Below are 18113 nucleotides of genomic sequence, written 5' to 3'. Positions count from 1 at the left end.
ACATGCTATCGATTAAAGATCTGCACGCACGTGTAGAAGAAACAACCATTTTGAAAGGCCTGAATCTGGAAATAAAACCCGGCGAAGTACATGCCATTATGGGTCCTAACGGTGCCGGTAAAAGTACCTTAGGTTACGTTTTATCTGGCCGCGACGGCTACGAAGTTGAAAGTGGCAGCGTTGAAATGGACGGCAAAGACTTGCTGGACATGGAAGTAGAAGAGCGCGCACAGGCCGGTATCTTTCTGGCATTCCAGTACCCTGTTGAAATACCGGGCGTTAGCAATATGGAATTCATGAAAGAATCCGTGAATGCCATGCGTGAAGCTCGTGGCGAAGACGCTTTAAGCTCTGCTGAATTCCTGAAAAAAGCGAAAGAAGCCTGCAAACAGGTTGAATTACCGCTCGATTTCTTAAAACGCGGTGTCAATGAAGGCTTCTCCGGTGGTGAGAAAAAGCGTAACGAAATTATGCAGTTGATCATGCTGGAGCCTAAACTGGCCATTCTTGACGAGTCTGACTCAGGTCTGGACGTCGATGCGTTGCAAGTTGTCGCCAATGGCGTTAACAGTCAACGTGATGGTGAGCGCAGCTTTATTGTTGTTACGCATTATCAGCGCCTGCTGGACTACATTCAGCCAGACTATGTTCACATCCTGTCTAAAGGCAAGATTGTGAAAAGTGGCGGTCCTGAACTGGCTAAAGAAGTTGAAGCCTCAGGTTATGCCTGGTTAGCTGAAGCTGAAGCAGAAGGAGCAGATGCATGAGTCAATGGTTAAACCACGTTCTAGAGCGTGCCTCGACCGTTGACGATTGGCTATCTCCGGTCCGGGCACAAGCCTTGGACACGTTAAAGCAACAGCAATGGCCGACACGCCGCACCGAAGCATGGCGTTATACGTCGTTGCATCCGGTTGCTGACTTAGATCTAAAATCCGGTACCGGTAATACGACAGCCGAAGCACCAGTGATTGAAGGTTTAAACAGCCTGGACTTGGTGTTTGTCGACGGCCAGCTTAGTACCGACATCAGCAAACTTAAGCTGCCAGAAGGCGTGACAATTAGTGAATTGTCGGCACCAAGTGAGCCCGCTGAAGCTATTTTTGCGCAAGTAAAACCCAGCCGTCATTTGTTTGGTCTGGTGAACGATGTATTGGCGCAGCAAGGCGTTGTTATCGACATTGCCGCTGGCGCTAAAATTGAACAGCCCATCCGCATCGTTAACTTTGCGTCAGCCGGTATCGAGTCTCATCAACGCACGCTGGTGCGTGTTGGTGCAAATGCGCAGGCAACCATTATTGAGCACGGTAGCGGTTCAGGTAATAGCTTAAACACGGCTTTTGCCGAGTACGACATTGCCGAGAAAGCGAGTTTAGAGCACTACCGTTTTGCCCTGCACGAAGGCGAAGCGATTCACATTGGCGGCAGTCACTTTAAGCTGCACGATCATGCCAAAATGAACAGCACCTTAATTGGCTACGGCAGTCAGTTAACGCGTCTGGACGTGGATATTGAACACGCTGGCGAACATGCCTTTGCTAAGTTTAATAACGTGTATTTACTGGCTCCACGTCAGCACTTTGATTTGCACAGCACCATTGAACATGCCTCACCTAACGGCACGACCGAAGAGAACGCCCGGGGCATTATTGGCGACCGGGCAAAAGCAGTATTTAACGGCCGCATTCATATTCATCGTGATGCACAGAAAACGCTGGCCGAACTGAATAACCGCAACTTGCTGCTGACCCGTGGTGCACAAATTAATACGAAACCAGAGCTCGAAATCTACGCAGACGATGTACAGTGCGCGCACGGTGCAACGGTTGCTGAAATTGATGAAGAAGCGTTGTATTACATGCTGACCCGTGGCATCGACAGGCAACAAGCCCTGGTTATGCTCAACTTTGGTTTCGTACAGGAAATGGTGTTCCAGATGCCAAATAAAGCCCTGGCCGACTGGTTGCAGCCTATTTTGAAAACCCGCTTTGAAAGTATGATGGAGAAGCAATGAGCCTGAACGTTGCACAAATTCGTGAGCAGTTTCCGATACTGCAGCGGCAGGTAAACGGTAAACCACTGGTTTATCTGGATAACGCTGCCACCACGCAAAAACCACAAGCCGTCATTGACGCGCTGACGGATTACTATACTCAGTGCAACGCCAATGTTCATCGCGGAGCTCATTATCTTTCTGATGAAGCCACCCGTCGCTACGAAGCGGCACGTAAAACCGTCGCTGATTACATACATGCAAATCGTCAGGAAGAAGTTATCTGGACCAGCGGCACCACCGAGAGTATTAACCTGGTTGCTAATGGTGTTGCTCAGCGCTTAAAAGCTGGCGAGGAAGTACTGGTGACCGAAATGGAACACCATGCGAACCTGGTCACCTGGCAACAGGCGTGTAAGCGTTCTGGCGCCACGTTAAAAGTCGTCCCTGTTAACGAAGATGGTTCACTGAATACCGAGCAGTTTCACGCTCTGTTGAGTGAAAACACGGCTTTCGTGTCAATGCCGCATATTTCAAATGCGTTGGGTACCATTAACCCAATTAAAGAGCTCACCGCTGCCGCCAAGGCCAAAAATGCTCTGGTTATGATTGACGGCGCACAAGGCGTGGCGCACGGTGCTATCGATGTGCAGGACATTGGTTGTGACTTTTACGCGTTTTCCGGCCATAAGCTGTTCGGTCCAACCGGCATTGGCGTACTCTGGGGTTGTTATGAGGTTTTAAAAGACTGGCCTATATGGTTAGTCGGCGGCGAAATGATAGCCACAGTCAGTTACCAGGACGCCACCTGGGGTGAATTACCCAACCGACTGGAAGCTGGTACGCCAAATATCGCTGGTGCCATTGGTCTGGCGGCAGCTATAAACTGGTTACAGCAATTTAATAAAGCCGACATTTTGGCTCACGAAACCGCCTTACTGGCACGCGCAACCGAGCTGGCTGAGCAAACCGATGGCTTAACCATTATTGGTCACGCTGACAATAAAATTGGCGTGTTAAGCTTTATTTTAGAGGGTGCACACCCGGCTGATATCGGCTTTTTGCTGGACAAACAAGGTATTGCCATTCGTACTGGTGACCACTGCGCTCAACCGCTTATGAAACGCCTGAATGTACCAGGTACTGCGCGAGCGTCATTTACCATTTATAATACGTTAGACGAGGTTGATAAGCTGTTCGAAGGCATCAACAAAGCTCGTTTAATGCTAGCCTAACGGCAGGAGGAGACTCATGTCTGTAGAAACATTTGTACCATCGTCTTCCTTAATTTCGATGACAGAAAACGCCGTACGTTATTTCGAGTCACGCTTAAAAGACGAACCCGGAAAATTCATTCGGCTGTCCACTAAACAGAGTGGCTGCACAGGTTATGCCTATGTGCTCAGTTCAGCCGATGCACTGGAAGACGGTGATGAAGTTGTCGACATTAATGCTAACCTGAAAGTCGCGATTGCTTCTAATGCTCTTGAGCTGGTTCGTAACACCGAAATTGATTACGTAAAAGAAGGCATTAACGGCGTGGTTAAATTCAACAACCCGAATGTAGTCAATGAATGTGGTTGTGGCGAAAGCTTCAACGTGCAGTAACGGAAGTTTAAATTATGCAGCAGAAAATGGTGTCCACCACCCGCGAAGTTAAAGCGCGTCGCGTACCAACGGGTGAGCCGAAAGTTATTCCTAAGGGTGAGTTCGTTACTATTACTCAGGATTTAGGCGGCAATTACACCGTCACCTTTCAGGGCAATATGCTGCGTATAGATGGTACTGACGCGGATGCTATTGGTCGTAAACCAGAAAAGCTCGACTTTGAACCACCAGCAGACGGAAGCGTTTCAGAAGATCAGGTCTGGGAAGCGTTAGAAACCATTTATGATCCGGAAATTCCTATTAACTTAGTGTCGCTGGGGCTTATCTACAAAGTCGAGGTTGATAAAGATTCAGGCACCGTTACTATTGATATGACCTTAACCGCGCCCGGCTGCGGTATGGGTCCGGTTTTAGTGGGTGATGTTGAATATCGGGTTTCTCTGGTACCGCACGTTAAAAATGTGAACGTTGGCCTCGTTTTTGACCCACCCTGGTCACGCGACATGATGAGTGAAGAAGCTCAGCTTGAAGCCGGTGTTTTCTTTTAACGTTAGCTACTCTTTTAACTTATAAATGAAGGTTATTGGTCAGCATGAATTTACCCAGTACAGATGAAATCATTGATGACTTAGAGTTTTTAGATGACTGGGAGCAACGTTACCAGTACATTATTGATTTAGGTAAGGCCTTACCCGGTTTACCGGAAAGCCAGCATAAGGAAGAGTATTTGGTGCGTGGCTGCCAAAGTAACGTCTGGCTTATCAGTGAAGAAAAAGACGGCAAACTGTTACTGCATGTCGATAGTGACGCAGTTATTGTGCAAGGGTTGCTGACCTTAGTTATGGCCGCTTACCGCGACAAAACGCCAGAGCAAATTCTTGCCGTTGATATCGACAGCTACTTTGCCAAGCTGGACTTAGAAAACCACATTACACCGACTCGCGGAAATGGCTTACGCGCCATTGTCGGAAGAATTCAGCAGTTGGCAAAAAGCAGCCAGGCTTAAATGGTGTTAAACAGTTCCTGAACATTAAACGATACGGTTCGGTAAAGTGCGAGTAGATTAGGATCGACTTTATCAAGCCGTTCTTTCATCTGTACCAATCTCTCTAGCTTCAATACCACTCGCAAACACTGGCCTTTCGGACCAGCATGTTGATTGACTGCCAATTTAGTAGCATCTGTTAACGGTAGTTCTTTGAAAAATGCCTCTTTTTCAACGCCCAGCATAATGTCAATGCCAGACAACAGTCCCACAAAATAACACTGATCTGGGTCCAAACTTTCAGACTTCTGTCTTTTACAAAGTTCGTAACACATTTGGGCTCTTATCAAAATCATACGTGACGCTTCTGGGCCGCTCACACTGACCGAGCCAATCAACGCAATCCAGCGGCGAAGTTTTTCAATGCCCAACCGCATGATGACATCTTTTACCCGCGTGATAGGACTAGCGGTTGGATAAAGCGGACTATTTACGATTTTTAGCAAGCTGATAGATAACTTAGGGTCTTCTGAAACCCGTTGTGATAATTCAGTTAAATCAGGTTCTTTTTCAAAACATAACGACAATATCTTAGCTAACTGCAACGATGACGGCTCGAGCCTTGTGCCGTAGACAACCGTTGGCTTGGCAAAATAGTAGCCTTGAAACAAATCAAAACCCATTTTCTCGTAGGCAATTTTTGTTTCCTCGTCCTCTACTCGCTCAGCTAGCCAACGTCCCTTAAACCCGGTTAGCTTTTCTTTGAAAGCTTTTGCCTGTTCCACAGTGAGAGAAGAAACATCTACTTTTATATAGGAGGCATAACGAACAAGTGGCTCCCACGCAGGGTCAAATTCAAAATCATCCAACGCAAAGCGGAAACCTTTTTCGTGCCACCTGGCTACAGCCGTAACAATAGCTTTTGTTGGCTTCAGCCGCTCAACCAGCTCAATCACTACTTTATCCGGCCCTACAGGTAAAAAGCTTTGGGAAATAAGGAAGTCATTAGAAACGTTAATAAATGCGGTAGCGTTGTAATGCTCAGTTTGACTGGTTATGCCAGCACAAAAGTTGAATATAACTTCGCTGGTTGCCGCGGTATCACCAACGGTTTCAGCCGTTAAATTAAGAGCGTTACGATACAGTAACTCAACCGCATAAAATTTATTTTTGCTATCGTATATTGGCTGTGAGGCCAGTAGAGGAGAGCTATCAGACATTAATTTTTCTCTTCTTTTGCCGCTTCCATTGCGCTTAAAATATCCGATGATAAGGAGTCCAGTTGACCTGTTGGCTGTGGCAACATAATCACTTTACTGGCGGCGGTATCGAAAGAACCTAACACATCGACATAGTTAGTGAATTTCAGCAAATCGATGACATCTTTAGAAGATATATCGTTTGCCTGATCGGTAACCATGGCAATAGAGTCCCGCAGTCCTTCAGCTATTGCTAAACGCTGACCCGCAATACCCTGACCCTGCAAAATTTTCGATTCTTTGTCGGCTTCAGCCTGCTTCACCAGCATAATTTTTTCAGCTTCCGCTTTATGCTCTGCTGCACGGCGCTCTCTTTCAGCCGCGTTAATTTGGTTCATTGAATCTTTAACGGACTGGTCTGGGTCAATGTCTGTCACCAGCGACGCAATAATCTCAAAACCATACTCTTCCATGGTATCGCGCAACTGCTCTTTTACGTCTTTAGAAATTGAATCTTTATTGTCGAATACGGCGTCCAGATTCTGCTTAGGAATTTGCGCGCGCACCGTATCAAACACATAAGACTGCATTTGCCACTCGGGGTTTTCCAGCTGATAAAACGCATTATAAACTGAGGTTTCATTGCTCACGCGATACTGCACTGACACCCGGACAATAACAAACACGTTATCGTTTGTTTTGGTCTCAACATCGACATCCAGCTGCCGCGTTCTCATTGACTGTTTGTGAGCAACCTGCTCAATAAGCGGGATAATAAAGTTAAGCCCCGGCGTCAGCATGCGCCGATAACGCCCGAACAACTCAACCAGATACACGCTTTGCTGCGGCACAATGCGCACCGACGCTATCAGTAAGAGTAAAACAACTACAGCGGCAACTACCCACATAATATTAAAATCATTGTTCATAATTGAATCCTTACAATACGAGAGTGGGAGTGAAAACAGATTAACGGGAAACGAGGAAAATATCGAAAGAACAACGCAAAGGCGTCGCCGTTTATAGCGAAGCCTTTGCTGATCAGAAGTTACTCAGGAAGCTCTTCAAACCCCATGTGATACAAAGTAAAACCAAAGATATCGGAATACTGCTCAATGGTTTTTGAAACCGGTGTCCCAGCACCGTGTCCAGCGTTGGTTTCAATACGAATAAGCTGAGGGTTTTCACCGCCCGCTTTGTCCTGAAGCTCCGCCGCAAACTTAAATGAGTGCGCAGGAACCACGCGATCATCATGGTCACCCGTAGTGATCAGCGTTGCCGGATAAGCCACGCCTTCTTCCACGTTATGAACAGGAGAATAGCCCAACAAGTACTCGAACATTTCTTTACTGTCATTGGCTGTACCATAATCGTATGCCCAACCTGCGCCAGCGGTGAAGGTGTGATAACGCAGCATATCCAGAACACCAACTGCCGGTAATGCGACCGCAAACAGTTCAGGACGCTGAGTCATGACCGCACCGACTAGCAAGCCACCATTAGAACCACCACGAATGGCTAAACGCTCCGGTGAAGTATAGTCTTTCTCAATTAAATACTCGGCCGCAGCGATAAAATCGTCAAACACATTCTGCTTCTGCAGCTTGGTACCCGCTTTATGCCAGTCTTTACCGTATTCACCGCCACCGCGTAAGTTAGCAACGGCGTAAACGCCACCCATTTCTAACCAGGCTGCGTTAGCAATGCTGAACGAAGGCGTCAGGCTGATATTAAAGCCACCATAACCATACAGGATTGTCGGGTTTGAGCCATCCAGCTTAGTGCCCTTCTTGTAGGTAATGATCATAGGCACTTCGGTGCCGTCTTTAGACGTATAAAACACCTGCTTTGATTCATAGTTTGCCGGGTCAAAATCGGCACCAGACTCAGCATAAACTTCAGAGCCGCCCTGGTCCGGGTCAAACTTATAAATCGTTGACGGTGTGCTGTAGTTGGTAAAGGTGTAGTACAACTCATCCGCTTCTTTCTTACCTGAGAAGCCACCAATACTGCCTACGCCCGGAAGCTGAACTTCACGCACCATATCGCCGTTATAAGCGTATTGCTTCACCTGAGCCACAGCATCCACCATGTACTCGGCAAAGATATAGCCGGCACCGGTTGAGACGCTTAGCACGTTTTCCGTTTCTGGGATAAAGTCTTCCCAGTTTTCTGGCGCTGGATTACTAGCATCAACAGTCACAACGCGCTGGTTCGGCGCATCTAAGTTAGTCACAAGGTAAAGCTTTGAACCATCGTTATCTAATACGCGAGTATCAGAGTCTGTATGATCAAGAATTGTCACCAGTTCGCTGCCTGCATCGGTCAGGTCTTTTAAAAACAGTTTATTACCCGAGGTTGAATTAGCCGCTGAAATGAGTAAATAACGATCATCATCGGTTACTGAGCCACCAACATAGCGGTGTTTCTCAGCATCCGTTCCACCAAACACCAGTTTATCATCAGCCTGGTCCGTACCCAGCTCATGGTAATACAGTTTATGCTGATCGGTTTTTGCAGAGAGCTCACTGCCTTCTGGCTTGTCATAACTTGAGTAATAGAAACCTTCGTTACCAACCCAGGAAACGCCGCTAAACTTCACATCCACTAACGGCTCTTCCAGCTGTTCTTTGGTTTCGGCGTCAATAACCCGAATTTTACGCCAGTCACTGCCGCCCTCAGAAATTGAGTAAGCCGCTAGCGAACCGTCGTCAGAAAAGGTTAACTGTGCCAGCGAGGTTGTTCCGTCTTCACTAAAGGTGTTCGGATCCAGAAACACTTCCGGTTCTTCGTCACCTTTCTGCCGGTACACCACGTACTGATTCTGCAAGCCGTCGTTTTTGTAGAAATAGGTGTAATCGCCCTCTTTAAACGGCGCGCTGATTTTCTCGTAATTCCACAGCTCGGTCAGACGCGTTTCAATTTTCTCACGATAGGGAATGGACTCAAGATGTGCAAAAGTGACTTCGTTCTGCGCTTTAACCCAGTTTTCAGTCTCTTCGCTACGGTCATCTTCTAACCAGCGATATGGGTCCGCAACTTCGGTACCAAAGTAGGTATCAACCACATCGCCTTTACGCGTTTCCGGATACGACATAGATTGCGTATTCGCCTCTTGTTCTGTTTCAGCATTTTGTGAACAGGCTGTCAGCAAACTGACTGCAACTGCTCCCAGTAGATATTTCATTGTTATTATCCTTATCGACTCTCTATAGGAAATTCTTTTAACCCGCACTTTAATTTAGCAAAGTCTTCAGTTAGAAAGTAGCATAAATACGTATCAAGGTGTGTACAAAGTCCAGCGTTTTTCAGCTAATTGCTCCAGCCAAAAACGAAGTTCATCCTCAAGCGCACGGTCTTCTTTTACCGGAGCAAATTCTTTTTCAATGTCGCTTAGCATGTCTTCCACCTCTGCAGATAACGATTCCGGAGCACCGTTTATTCTTTGCCTCAGCCGAACACCCTGGCAAGAAGCCAAAAGAGTCGCGATAGCAACTTGTGCAGTTAAGTCCAGAACTCTCACACAGTCGCGGGCCGCAATGGTTCCCATGCTCACCTTATCCTGATTGTGACACTCAGTAGAACGGGAAAAGACGCTGGCGGGCATGGTCAGCTTTAGTGCTTCTGCAGTCCAGGCAGAACAACCAATTTGCACCGCTTTAAACCCGTGGTTAATGGCAGTTCTAGAGGAATCGGCTGCGGATAAGTTTGCCGGTAAACCGTTATTCACTTTCTGGTCCATCAACAGCGCCATTTGCCTGTCATGTAAATCGGCCAGATTAGCCACCTGCGTTTTTAGGGTGTCCATCGCCATAGCAATATGGCCACCATAGAAATGACCACCGTGCAGAACCTGTTCTCGCTCGGCGTCAATAATGGGGTTGTCATTAGCGCTGTTCAGTTCATTTTCTATTGTTTGTCGGAGCCAGGGTAAAGCATCTTTTAATGCGCCTACAATATGTGGCGCACAGCGAATGGAGTACCGATCCTGCAAACGCGCAGAATTTCTTTGTGTGGGTATTTCCCCTAAATCATGGCGTATCCACTTAGCCACCTGCTGTTGACCCACATGCGGCTTAACCTGAAATAAATGTTCGTCAAAGTGCTGAGCGTTTCCGCCAAGCGCGTAACACACCAAAGACGTAATACGACTCGACAGACGACTGAAGTAATCCGCTTTGTCAAAGTTCAGACAAGCAACTGCCGTCATAACTGCCGTGCCGTTCATCAGTGCCAGAGCTTCTTTGGGCCTAAGTTTATAGGGGGATAACCCGAAGGTGCTAAAAGCCTCCTGACTTGAAATGACCTGCCCGCGAAAATGCACTTTATTTTCACCAACAAGCGCACTGGCAATATAGGATAAAGGCGTTAAGTCACCGCTGGCGCCAACGCTCCCTTCTTGCGGAATAAGAGGCAATATATCCTCATTTATCATAAGGGTCAGTCGCTCAAGTAACTCCCAGCTTACTCCCGAGTACCCTTGCGCCAGAGAACATAAACGAACCGCGAGAATAGCTCGCACTGTGGATTTATCAAAATGCTCGCCCAGGCCGCACCCATGAAAGCGCGTAAGATGCAGCGGCAGTTCATCAACTAAGTCAGCGGGAACGCCTACTGTGCAGCTGTCTCCATAGCCAGTGGTTACTCCGTAAATGACACCATCTTCCAACAGGAGTTTTTCGAGAAAATCCGCACCGGCCTGAATCCTCTCCCGGAATAAAGGGTCTGAATTTAGTTCTGCTTTTGACTCACATCGAGAAAGCCGGACAATATCTTCAATTCTTAAGGTGCCTGCACCAAAACATACGTTTTTCTTCATCACAGCTCTATTATCGTTGTTTGACCTTTAAATTACTGGCTCTCTAACCTGAACGATCAACGTGTCGGCTCAGTATTCTTTTATTTTCTAATTGAACAAGAGAGCTCTTGCGCCAGTCCCAAAGGTTTTTACTCATGGTCCCACGATATTCGTCTTTGTCGACGATCGGATACGGGTAATCGGTGCCCAGCTCAATATCGAACATGGCCGATTCCAAGGGCGTCAACTGCCAGGGTTCTATTAGCAACTCATTCGGCAGTTCGGCAAGCTCAGGCAGCCAGGTTCGTATAAAAGTACCCTCGGTATCCTGTTCAAGAGCCTGTTTTGTCGGGTTGTATATGCGCACGGTATTAATGCCGGTCACGCCCGCCTGCATTTGAAACTGGGGATAATGAATGCCCGGCTCAAAGTCGAGGAAAAGTGACGCTAGATAATCAGCCCCCAGACGCCAGTCTATTGCCAGATAATGACACAAAAAACTCACCAACATAGCGCGCATTCTGAAGTTAATGTAACCCGTTTTAATCAGGCAGCGCATACAGGCATCCACCAGCGGGTAGCCCGTTCTACCCTGTTTCCAGGCCTCTAAATGCTGAGCAACTGATTCATCCTTCCGAAACGGCAAGGTCTCATAACCGCGGTTAATAGGCTTAAGCTGCTGACTTATCTCACTTTCAAACTTTTGAATAAAGTGACAATGCCAGTGCAAGCGAGAAACCAGCGCCCGCAGCGGTTTTCTCCAGCCGGGTGTCTGCCAGTAGGTTAAACAATACTGGTATACCTGCCGTAGACTTAAATTACCCCAGGCAAGGTACGCAGAAAGTCGGCTGCAACTCTCGCGGCTTAATCCCGGTTTGGAAATATTCACACTGTACAGTTTTCCCCGGCCTTCAAAAAACGATAACAACGTCCGTCGTGCTTCCAGTTCTCCGCCCTTTTGAAACAACGGGTCATGCGCCTGCCACTCTGCGGGCGCACGGTAAAGCTCAAAAGGACTGGCAATAATTCTTGTTAAATCGAGCGTTTCAGACTCAAGCCGCATCACTCGGTTCCAGTTTTTACGCCAGTTCGAACGCGAACGAGCCGCCCTGATGACCGCACCATAGGAAGACTCGTGCCAGTTTATGTTTTGCTCACGGCAAAACCTGGAAACCTGCTTGTCACGCTGGTAGGTATTAATTAAGCCAATTTCCTGGTAGCTATACAGCTCAATGCTGCCAAGTTTATTCTGTATGCGCTGCAACTGCTCTAAAGTATCACCGCAGGAAATATGCAGATTTACACCATAGGGTTTTAGCTGCTCGTTCATGTCACAAAGGCTTTGCCAGACAAACCGCCAGTGCCGCATGTCGTAATGCGGGTCATCTAGCAACATCGGTTCAAAGTTGTACCACAGCAAAACCGAGTCATGATGCTTCAGCGCCGCAGCTAACGCATCATGGTCGGAGAGTCGCAAATCGCGTTTTAACCAAACTACTGCAGTGCGACTCATGTTCACTGCACCGGCCAGTCTGCGGCATCAACGCTGTCTATGGGTTGCCCAGATAAGTCGCCAGCCCAGCGCTCAATAAACTCATTGTCCGGGTCGTAGCGCTCGGTTTGCTTTTCCAGATTAAACTGACGATGCCCTCTGGGATCGGCTCCTACACCCGCCAGATACTGCCAGTTGCCCCAGTTGGAGGAAACGTCGTAATCAATCAGCTGCTGTTCAAAATAGGCCGCACCGTAGCGCCAGTCCAGGCTCAGCTCGTGTACAAAACAACTGGCAACCAACTGCCGCCCCCTGTTCGACATATAACCGGTGGCATTCAACTGCTTCATACAAGCGTTAACAATAGGATAAGGCGTATTGCCAGAGCACCACATCTGAAACCTTTCAGAATAAAAGCTGGTTTTGGGTGACTTGCCGGAGAGTCCGGAAAAAGCGAACAGACGTTTTCCATGCTTCAGTGCGTACCAGAAAAAATACTCGCGCCACAACAGCTCAAAACTTATCCAGTAGCTGGATTCACTCTCGCCAAACTGCGCTTCGTACTCTCTTAACGCCGTCATAATTTGCCGGACAGAAAGGCAGCCCTGCGCAAGCCAGGGCGAAAACTTGGTTGAGCTCGAAAAGTCATCTAAAGCATTTCGTGTTTGTTTATAAGTACCGGCAGACTGACCAGAAAAGTAGCGTGTTAAATGCGCTAAACCGGCCTTTTCTCCACCTTCAAAATCAGCTGACGCAAATTCATTCAAAGTTTCTGTCTTGAAGCCCGGATAACGGATGTTCTCTGGTAATGGAGGTAATGCGTTTATCGGCTGAACCGAAAAGTCACGGCTCAACGGCTCTACTTTTTTCCTGAATTGAGAAAAGGTTTCCGGTAAACCGGCCAAATCGAACGGCAGCTCCGACTCCGAAAACAAGGTGTTGTTTGGCACCTCATGAAAAGGCAGAAATGGAAACCGTTGCTGCAACAAACCCAATTCAAGCTGTTCGTAGTAACCCTGATGCTGGCTGAGGAAAACCGCATCCGCCCGACGTTCGGAAATGAGCTCAGTTAAAATTCGGTCAAATGTTCCGGCCCAAACAATGAGTTTTTGTCCACGCTTTTCCAGCTCGGTTCGCAGTTGCTTTAAGCTCTGCTGCAAAAAACTAAAGCGATGTTTACCCATGGTCTGAGTGCCATAGTGGCCATACTTATTATTTGCCGGATTAAAACAAAAGCAGCAGATGAGTGTTTCACTGCGCTGCGCAGCTTCATAAAGCGCCAGGTTGTCTTCAACCCTGAGATCATTCCGAAATACAAATAGACCTAACCGATAATCTGCCATAATGAATACGAGTTGTTGTTTAGCATTCATTACGTAAGTCATTTAGAATTGGACTAAACGTAAAGAGAACAATGACCGTAAAATATAAATAACTGACTTCTGGTGGACTCATTTTTTATGAACAAAGGTAAAAACTGGCTAATTTATACCCTGGGCTTTTTAGGGCTTATTCCCTTTCTGGCATCGTCGCTTGCGGCTTTAATGCATACAGGAACCTGGTGGGGCATTTCACCTTTAGAGTTGTTAATGACTTACGGCGCTATTATTCTCAGTTTTCTGGGTGGCACTTTATGGGGCCGGGCACTGCACCGCGCGGAAAGCGAAAAAACCACAGGTTTACTGTTATTAAGCAATGTTTTCGCTTTAGCGGCCTGGTTCACTATTTTAATTAACGCGCCAGCCTGGTCATTAGGTATGCAGATGGTGGGCTTTGCCTTAGTTCTGTACTTTGAACAAAAGCTGGCGCGCAGTTCGGCTATGACGGCTTATATGGGCTACTACCGTATACGGGTATTATTAACGACCATTGTCATCGTCTGCCAATTACTGGTCTTTGGTAACCACATTTTGTAGCGCTAGTTGTAGCACTATTTTTTCTCGTGATACCGCGCCAGAGTTTCCGCATAAATGTGGCGCACGTCATCACTGAATTTTTCCACCGAATAGTCGCGGGCAAAAGCCAGAGCATTTTCCGCGAGGCTCTGGCGCAACGCTTCATCATCCAGCAACTGTTTTACCCGCTCACACCACAAGGCCTGCTTAGCCGGGGTCTTGTAGCCGTTGTATCCGTCTTCAACAACATCGTCTATACCGCTGGAGCGTACAGCAACCACGGGTAAACCCGCTGCCATAGCTTCCAGAATCACCATACCCTGAGTTTCCGACTGCGAAGCAAACAAGAAGGCGTCACCTAACTGATACCAGGCGGCCATGTCTTCCGGCGGAACTGAGCCTACCAGAGTAATGTACTGCTGGAGTTTCATGTTATCAATGCGTTCCTGTAACCTATGGCGTTGATGACCGTCCCCAACAATGAGCAAACGGAAAGGCTTATCGGTTTGCGCTTTCAGTTGCGCCACCGCATCAATCATAAAATCGATATTCTTCTCATTAGACAACCGGGACACGCTGACAAACACCGTTTCATCGCCTAGTTTTTGTTGCTGGCGTAGCTCTTCTATTTTCTTGTCGTCAACTTGCTGGAAACGCTCAAACTCAATACCCGTTGGCTGAACAAACGTCGGCTTCTTAACCCCTATCATACGCAGGTATTCTTCCGTCGACTGTGTCGGCACAATTACGCCGTCGCATTTATTGGCAAAGCGACGCACCAAAAAGTGCGCAATAATATTACGGAACAACGAACCGGGTAAAAACACAAAGTGCGCATAATGTTCCAGCCGCGTGTGATAAGTATAAACCACTGGCACTTTCAGGCGACGCGCAATAAAGACCCCAAGCGAACCTATCCAGAACGGATGGTGAACGTGAATAATATCCGGTTTAAAGGCTTTAACCTTTTTACGCACGGCACCGGAGAAAATATTGGCAAACTGAAACTCACTCTTTTCACCAAAAGAAAACAGCGACGGCATACGCACCACATGCTCTTCTTTTTCACTACTTTGCTGATAGCGCGGCGCAACAACCAATACCTTATCTTTGAGCTTAACTAACCCCAGGCGCAGGCGCTCGATAGAAATTGGCACACCACCGATAAAAGGCAGATAATTATTAGTGAACATGGTCACGCGCAACGGCTTTTTGAACCAGGGCTGCGGGTCAATATCGTAGTCCGGGTAGTAATCTTTACCGACGAATACCGCGTTGTACAATTTGGTACTAATAACCAAAAACAGGCTCACCAGCAGAATAAAATTCAGGTAGCCCACGTAAAACAACGAGTGAATAAAGAACCATAGGCTTTCCAGTTGTTTTAGAATGGGGTGCTGACCAATTTCCAGCTCTTCAACGGAGTGCTCAACCGAGCCGTCGGCATTTACTGTTACTTTCACATAATGGTAAAAGCTTTCGTCCTGATTCAGTACCAGACCACCCGCGCCACCAGTAGTGATATAGGGAGTGCCGTTGTGCTCACGCTCGGAGTAAATAGAAATATTGGATGAAAAGACACGATCGACCCCGAAGTTGCTTATTGTCTGCAGTAACGCATGGCGAAACTCCAGGGGTTGCAAAAAATCGTCCTCCTGGGCTAAAAAGAACTCCTCTTCCGGCTCCAGAGGTGGGTGACCAATAAAAACAAAGCGATGCTTTGAATCGTCGGCTTTAAGAATGTCCGTTAACCAGCGCAGCTGCCATTGCCATGGTGTTTTCCCCGTGCTGTCTAAGAAAATAAAGCGACTGTCATCGGCGGTAAAACTGAAAAAATGCGGGCCGTAATGGTCATAAAAACGGAAGCTGCCGAACTCTTCATACTCATTGTTACCGAAGGTCAGTAAATACGGCATATCCAGCCGCGACAAGGTACCTTGAATCGCTCTGTATTTGTCCTCACCGCCGCTGCTCACCGCATTCCCTGCCGACACTAAAAAATCAACGTCGGTGTCGTTCAGCATAGGAATAATGCGACGCTCGAAAATACCGACCGAGTTATTGATATTACCCACTACGGCAAAGCTATAACTGTCCTGCCCTTCCAGCCGGGCGCTAATGTCTGAGAGCTGTTCAGTATGTTCTGCTTCAAACTCAGAGATGACCAAATTCAAATAAACTTTATAGCCAATAAGCCCAACCACAACCGCAATATTGAGGTAAAACAAGACTTTCAGTAATTTGGTTTTATTCATTGTACGCCCTGCACTTTAGCCGACTGAACTAAGTAACGCTGTAAAATAAAAAGCCCCAGTAACATACCAAGATAAATGGTCAAAAAGCGCCAGCTAAAGGTGACTAACAGTAAATGGTTACTGGCTAGAATGTCACTGAAAAAGCTGCCAAATACCCCCTCGGAAATACCCGAAGCACCGGGCGTTGGCGCGAAATACATGATAAAAGTAGTAACCACCAGTAACCCCAGACTGACAAGATAGTCAACGTCGTATCCTAAGCCCCACATTAACAACGCCGGAAAACTGAATAAGCTAAGCAGGAAAATAAAGGTGAACAATACTGACAGTGCAATAGCCGCTTTAGAGCCGCGACAATACACCGAAAAGCTACGGGAAAAGCGCAGCATTTCTCGGCGAGTTTTGTATTGCCAGCGCAGATGACGCTCCGCACTGATCAGTTGCAGCTTGTGCACCGCTTTACATAAATAGCTTAGCGGCACAATTAACCAATGCGCCCGCAATAAAACCACCGCGAAAAAAAGCAGATAAAGCACTATGAAAACGGCAAGAGCCGTACCAATTTCACCAATAATGGCCTTGTCCTGCAGTGGTTCCAGCGTCAGCAAGAACACCGGTGTCAGCGAAAAAATAAAGAAAATAGCCAAGACCGTACGAATAGTAGTGGCAGCGGTCGCCCGCCCAATAGGCACTCCGTGCTCGTGTAAAAACCAAACCTGCGCGAAACCGCCACCCGTGGCCATAGGCGTAATATTAGAGAAGAAGATATTAATGAAGACCAGTTTAGCCATGGCTTTTTTGGGAATACGGTAACCCAGAGCACGCAAAGTGTAGTAAAGCCGAAGGCCGTCGGCGGCAAAATACACCAGCAACAGCAAGACTGCGGCACTTAAAACTTCAGGGGCAAACAAACGAAAATCGAAGGTTAGGCTGCGACCGGAAAAGTGGTCATAAATGGCGTAAAACCCGGCAGCCGTGAGTAAAACAAATAACACACTAAACAGCGCTAAGCGTTTCCATGAGGCTCTGTATTGTTTTTCTTCTTCCGCTGAAGCTGCCATCTTGCTGCCGTTTACTCCCCACAAAGCCTAAAGATTAAGGATTATGGAGTTGCTGGGAAGGGATGTCAAAAACCTTACATTACGCAGCCGCCGACTGCCGTGCGTCATGAGTCATTTTCACTAGTTGCTTTCTGATCTCACCGGCTGTCGCGCAGTCCGTCTCAAAAGGAATGAAAATACTGTGTTCATCGGCAATTAGGTGGAAACCGTCCGGGTAAATACTGCTCATTTCGACAGTGCCTGCAGAGTTTCTGAACTCCGCTTTTTGGTGGCGCAAAATCAGGCCGCAAGCATCGGCATGGTCATCATTCATATGCTGGATCATCTGCAAAGCGTCTACGGTATGCCATTGGGGCTCAGGTAACAGCCATTCAGCCGGATTAATCCAGAAAATCTTACCAAATCCCCCAATATACCGAACGTGCTCAACGTCCATTTGCCAAAATTTAAAGTCGTGCGCGTTGCGATAACTTAATGCACTGGGAAAGCGCCGGAAGTACAACTCCCCTAACGATTTATCGCCTAGAGGTCGGGCATTACCTGTTAGCGTCAGTCGTCCGTGAGTATTCTGGTCACCGCTTTCAACCGCATCAAATACGGTAACGCTTAAACGGCTATCTACTGATAAATTGCGGGCATGCTGGGCAATATCAGACACATAAAATACGACCTGACCTTCTGCAGAAAGCATAAAAGGTGATACCGACCCGAACGGATACCCCTGTAACTTTTTTGAGATAGTAGACAGCACTGCGGTATCTTTATTTTGCGCTAGTAATCGCGCTTCCCGCGCCGCTTTTATTCGTTCATTCATTGTAAAATGCTCC

The 18113-nt window shown here is 47.3% G+C and carries 16 protein-coding genes; 7 read left to right on the top strand and 9 right to left on the bottom strand.

The annotated features are described in order from the left end of the window. Window positions 1-2: 2 nt before the first annotated feature. The 6 genes from sufC to U0358_RS00880 are packed head-to-tail and all read left to right on the top strand — an operon-like array spanning window position 3 to window position 4607. Entirely contained in the window at window positions 3-767 is a 765-nt protein-coding gene (sufC, locus tag U0358_RS00905) for a Fe-S cluster assembly ATPase SufC (protein WP_322406701.1), read from the top strand. Further along, a complete protein-coding gene (sufD, locus tag U0358_RS00900; protein WP_322406700.1) occupies window positions 764-2014 on the top strand; it encodes a Fe-S cluster assembly protein SufD in 1251 nt (416 codons plus the stop codon). Before sufC ends, sufD begins: the two co-directional genes overlap by 4 nt. Further along, complete coding sequence (locus U0358_RS00895) at window positions 2011-3228, top strand: aminotransferase class V-fold PLP-dependent enzyme (protein ID WP_322406699.1); 1218 nt, start codon at window positions 2011-2013, stop codon at window positions 3226-3228. Before sufD ends, U0358_RS00895 begins: the two co-directional genes overlap by 4 nt. Before the next feature lie 16 nt (window positions 3229-3244). After that, window positions 3245-3601 carry a HesB/IscA family protein gene (locus U0358_RS00890; RefSeq protein ID WP_317498095.1) on the top strand — a complete coding sequence of 119 codons (357 nt, stop codon included), beginning with the start codon at window positions 3245-3247 and terminating at the stop codon, window positions 3599-3601. 14 nt (window positions 3602-3615) lie between these two features. Further along, window positions 3616-4149, top strand: coding sequence for a putative Fe-S cluster assembly protein SufT (sufT, locus tag U0358_RS00885; RefSeq protein WP_317498094.1), 534 nt, complete (start codon window positions 3616-3618; stop codon window positions 4147-4149). A 44-nt stretch (window positions 4150-4193) separates the two neighbouring features. Further along, entirely contained in the window at window positions 4194-4607 is a 414-nt protein-coding gene (locus U0358_RS00880; RefSeq protein WP_322406698.1) for a SufE family protein, read from the top strand. Here the strand turns inward: U0358_RS00880 and U0358_RS00875 are convergent. The 6 genes from U0358_RS00875 to U0358_RS00850 all read right to left on the bottom strand — a co-directional run bounded on the left by U0358_RS00875 (window position 4604) and on the right by U0358_RS00850 (window position 13448). Continuing rightward, complete coding sequence (locus U0358_RS00875; RefSeq protein ID WP_411161936.1) at window positions 4604-5542, bottom strand: EAL and HDOD domain-containing protein; 939 nt, start codon at window positions 5540-5542, stop codon at window positions 4604-4606. The two genes, U0358_RS00880 and U0358_RS00875, sit on opposite strands and share 4 nt — an antisense overlap. A 263-nt stretch (window positions 5543-5805) precedes the next feature. After that, the gene (locus U0358_RS00870) at window positions 5806-6714 is read right to left on the bottom strand and encodes an SPFH domain-containing protein (protein ID WP_322406697.1); all 909 of its coding nucleotides are present in this window, start codon (window positions 6712-6714) and stop codon (window positions 5806-5808) included. Between the two features lie 119 nt (window positions 6715-6833). Then, on the bottom strand, window positions 6834-8972 hold the full coding sequence (locus tag U0358_RS00865) for a prolyl oligopeptidase family serine peptidase (protein WP_322406696.1): 2139 nt from the start codon (window positions 8970-8972) through the stop codon (window positions 6834-6836). A 93-nt stretch (window positions 8973-9065) separates the two neighbouring features. Beyond that, a complete protein-coding gene (locus U0358_RS00860) occupies window positions 9066-10604 on the bottom strand; it encodes an HAL/PAL/TAL family ammonia-lyase (protein WP_317498089.1) in 1539 nt (512 codons plus the stop codon). Window positions 10605-10647: 43 nt separating this feature from the next. Next, window positions 10648-12096 (bottom strand): cryptochrome/deoxyribodipyrimidine photo-lyase family protein, encoded by a 1449-nt coding sequence (locus U0358_RS00855; RefSeq protein ID WP_322406695.1) that lies wholly within the window; start codon window positions 12094-12096, stop codon window positions 10648-10650. Window positions 12097-12098: 2 nt separating this feature from the next. Continuing rightward, window positions 12099-13448 carry a DASH family cryptochrome gene (locus tag U0358_RS00850; protein ID WP_322406694.1) on the bottom strand — a complete coding sequence of 450 codons (1350 nt, stop codon included), beginning with the start codon at window positions 13446-13448 and terminating at the stop codon, window positions 12099-12101. An 87-nt stretch (window positions 13449-13535) separates the two neighbouring features. Between U0358_RS00850 and U0358_RS00845 the strand changes: the two genes are divergently transcribed. Continuing rightward, window positions 13536-13991 (top strand): DUF3429 domain-containing protein, encoded by a 456-nt coding sequence (locus U0358_RS00845; RefSeq protein WP_322406693.1) that lies wholly within the window; start codon window positions 13536-13538, stop codon window positions 13989-13991. Between the two features lie 14 nt (window positions 13992-14005). Here the strand turns inward: U0358_RS00845 and U0358_RS00840 are convergent, their stop codons facing one another. From U0358_RS00840 to U0358_RS00830, 3 genes are all read right to left on the bottom strand, one after another. Beyond that, window positions 14006-16225 carry a glycosyltransferase gene (locus U0358_RS00840; RefSeq protein ID WP_322406692.1) on the bottom strand — a complete coding sequence of 740 codons (2220 nt, stop codon included), beginning with the start codon at window positions 16223-16225 and terminating at the stop codon, window positions 14006-14008. Then, on the bottom strand, window positions 16222-17286 hold the full coding sequence (locus U0358_RS00835; protein ID WP_322406691.1) for a lysylphosphatidylglycerol synthase transmembrane domain-containing protein: 1065 nt from the start codon (window positions 17284-17286) through the stop codon (window positions 16222-16224). The genes U0358_RS00840 and U0358_RS00835 overlap by 4 nt, the downstream gene beginning before the upstream one ends. Window positions 17287-17365: 79 nt before the next feature. Beyond that, window positions 17366-18100, bottom strand: coding sequence for a HugZ family pyridoxamine 5'-phosphate oxidase (locus tag U0358_RS00830; RefSeq protein WP_322406690.1), 735 nt, complete (start codon window positions 18098-18100; stop codon window positions 17366-17368). Window positions 18101-18113 lie beyond the last annotated feature (13 nt).

This window comes from Idiomarina sp. PL1-037, from assembly GCF_034422975.1.
In the GTDB taxonomy this organism is placed as follows: Bacteria; Pseudomonadota; Gammaproteobacteria; order Enterobacterales; family Alteromonadaceae; genus Idiomarina.
This window is presented reverse-complemented; position numbering and strand designations above follow the sequence as displayed.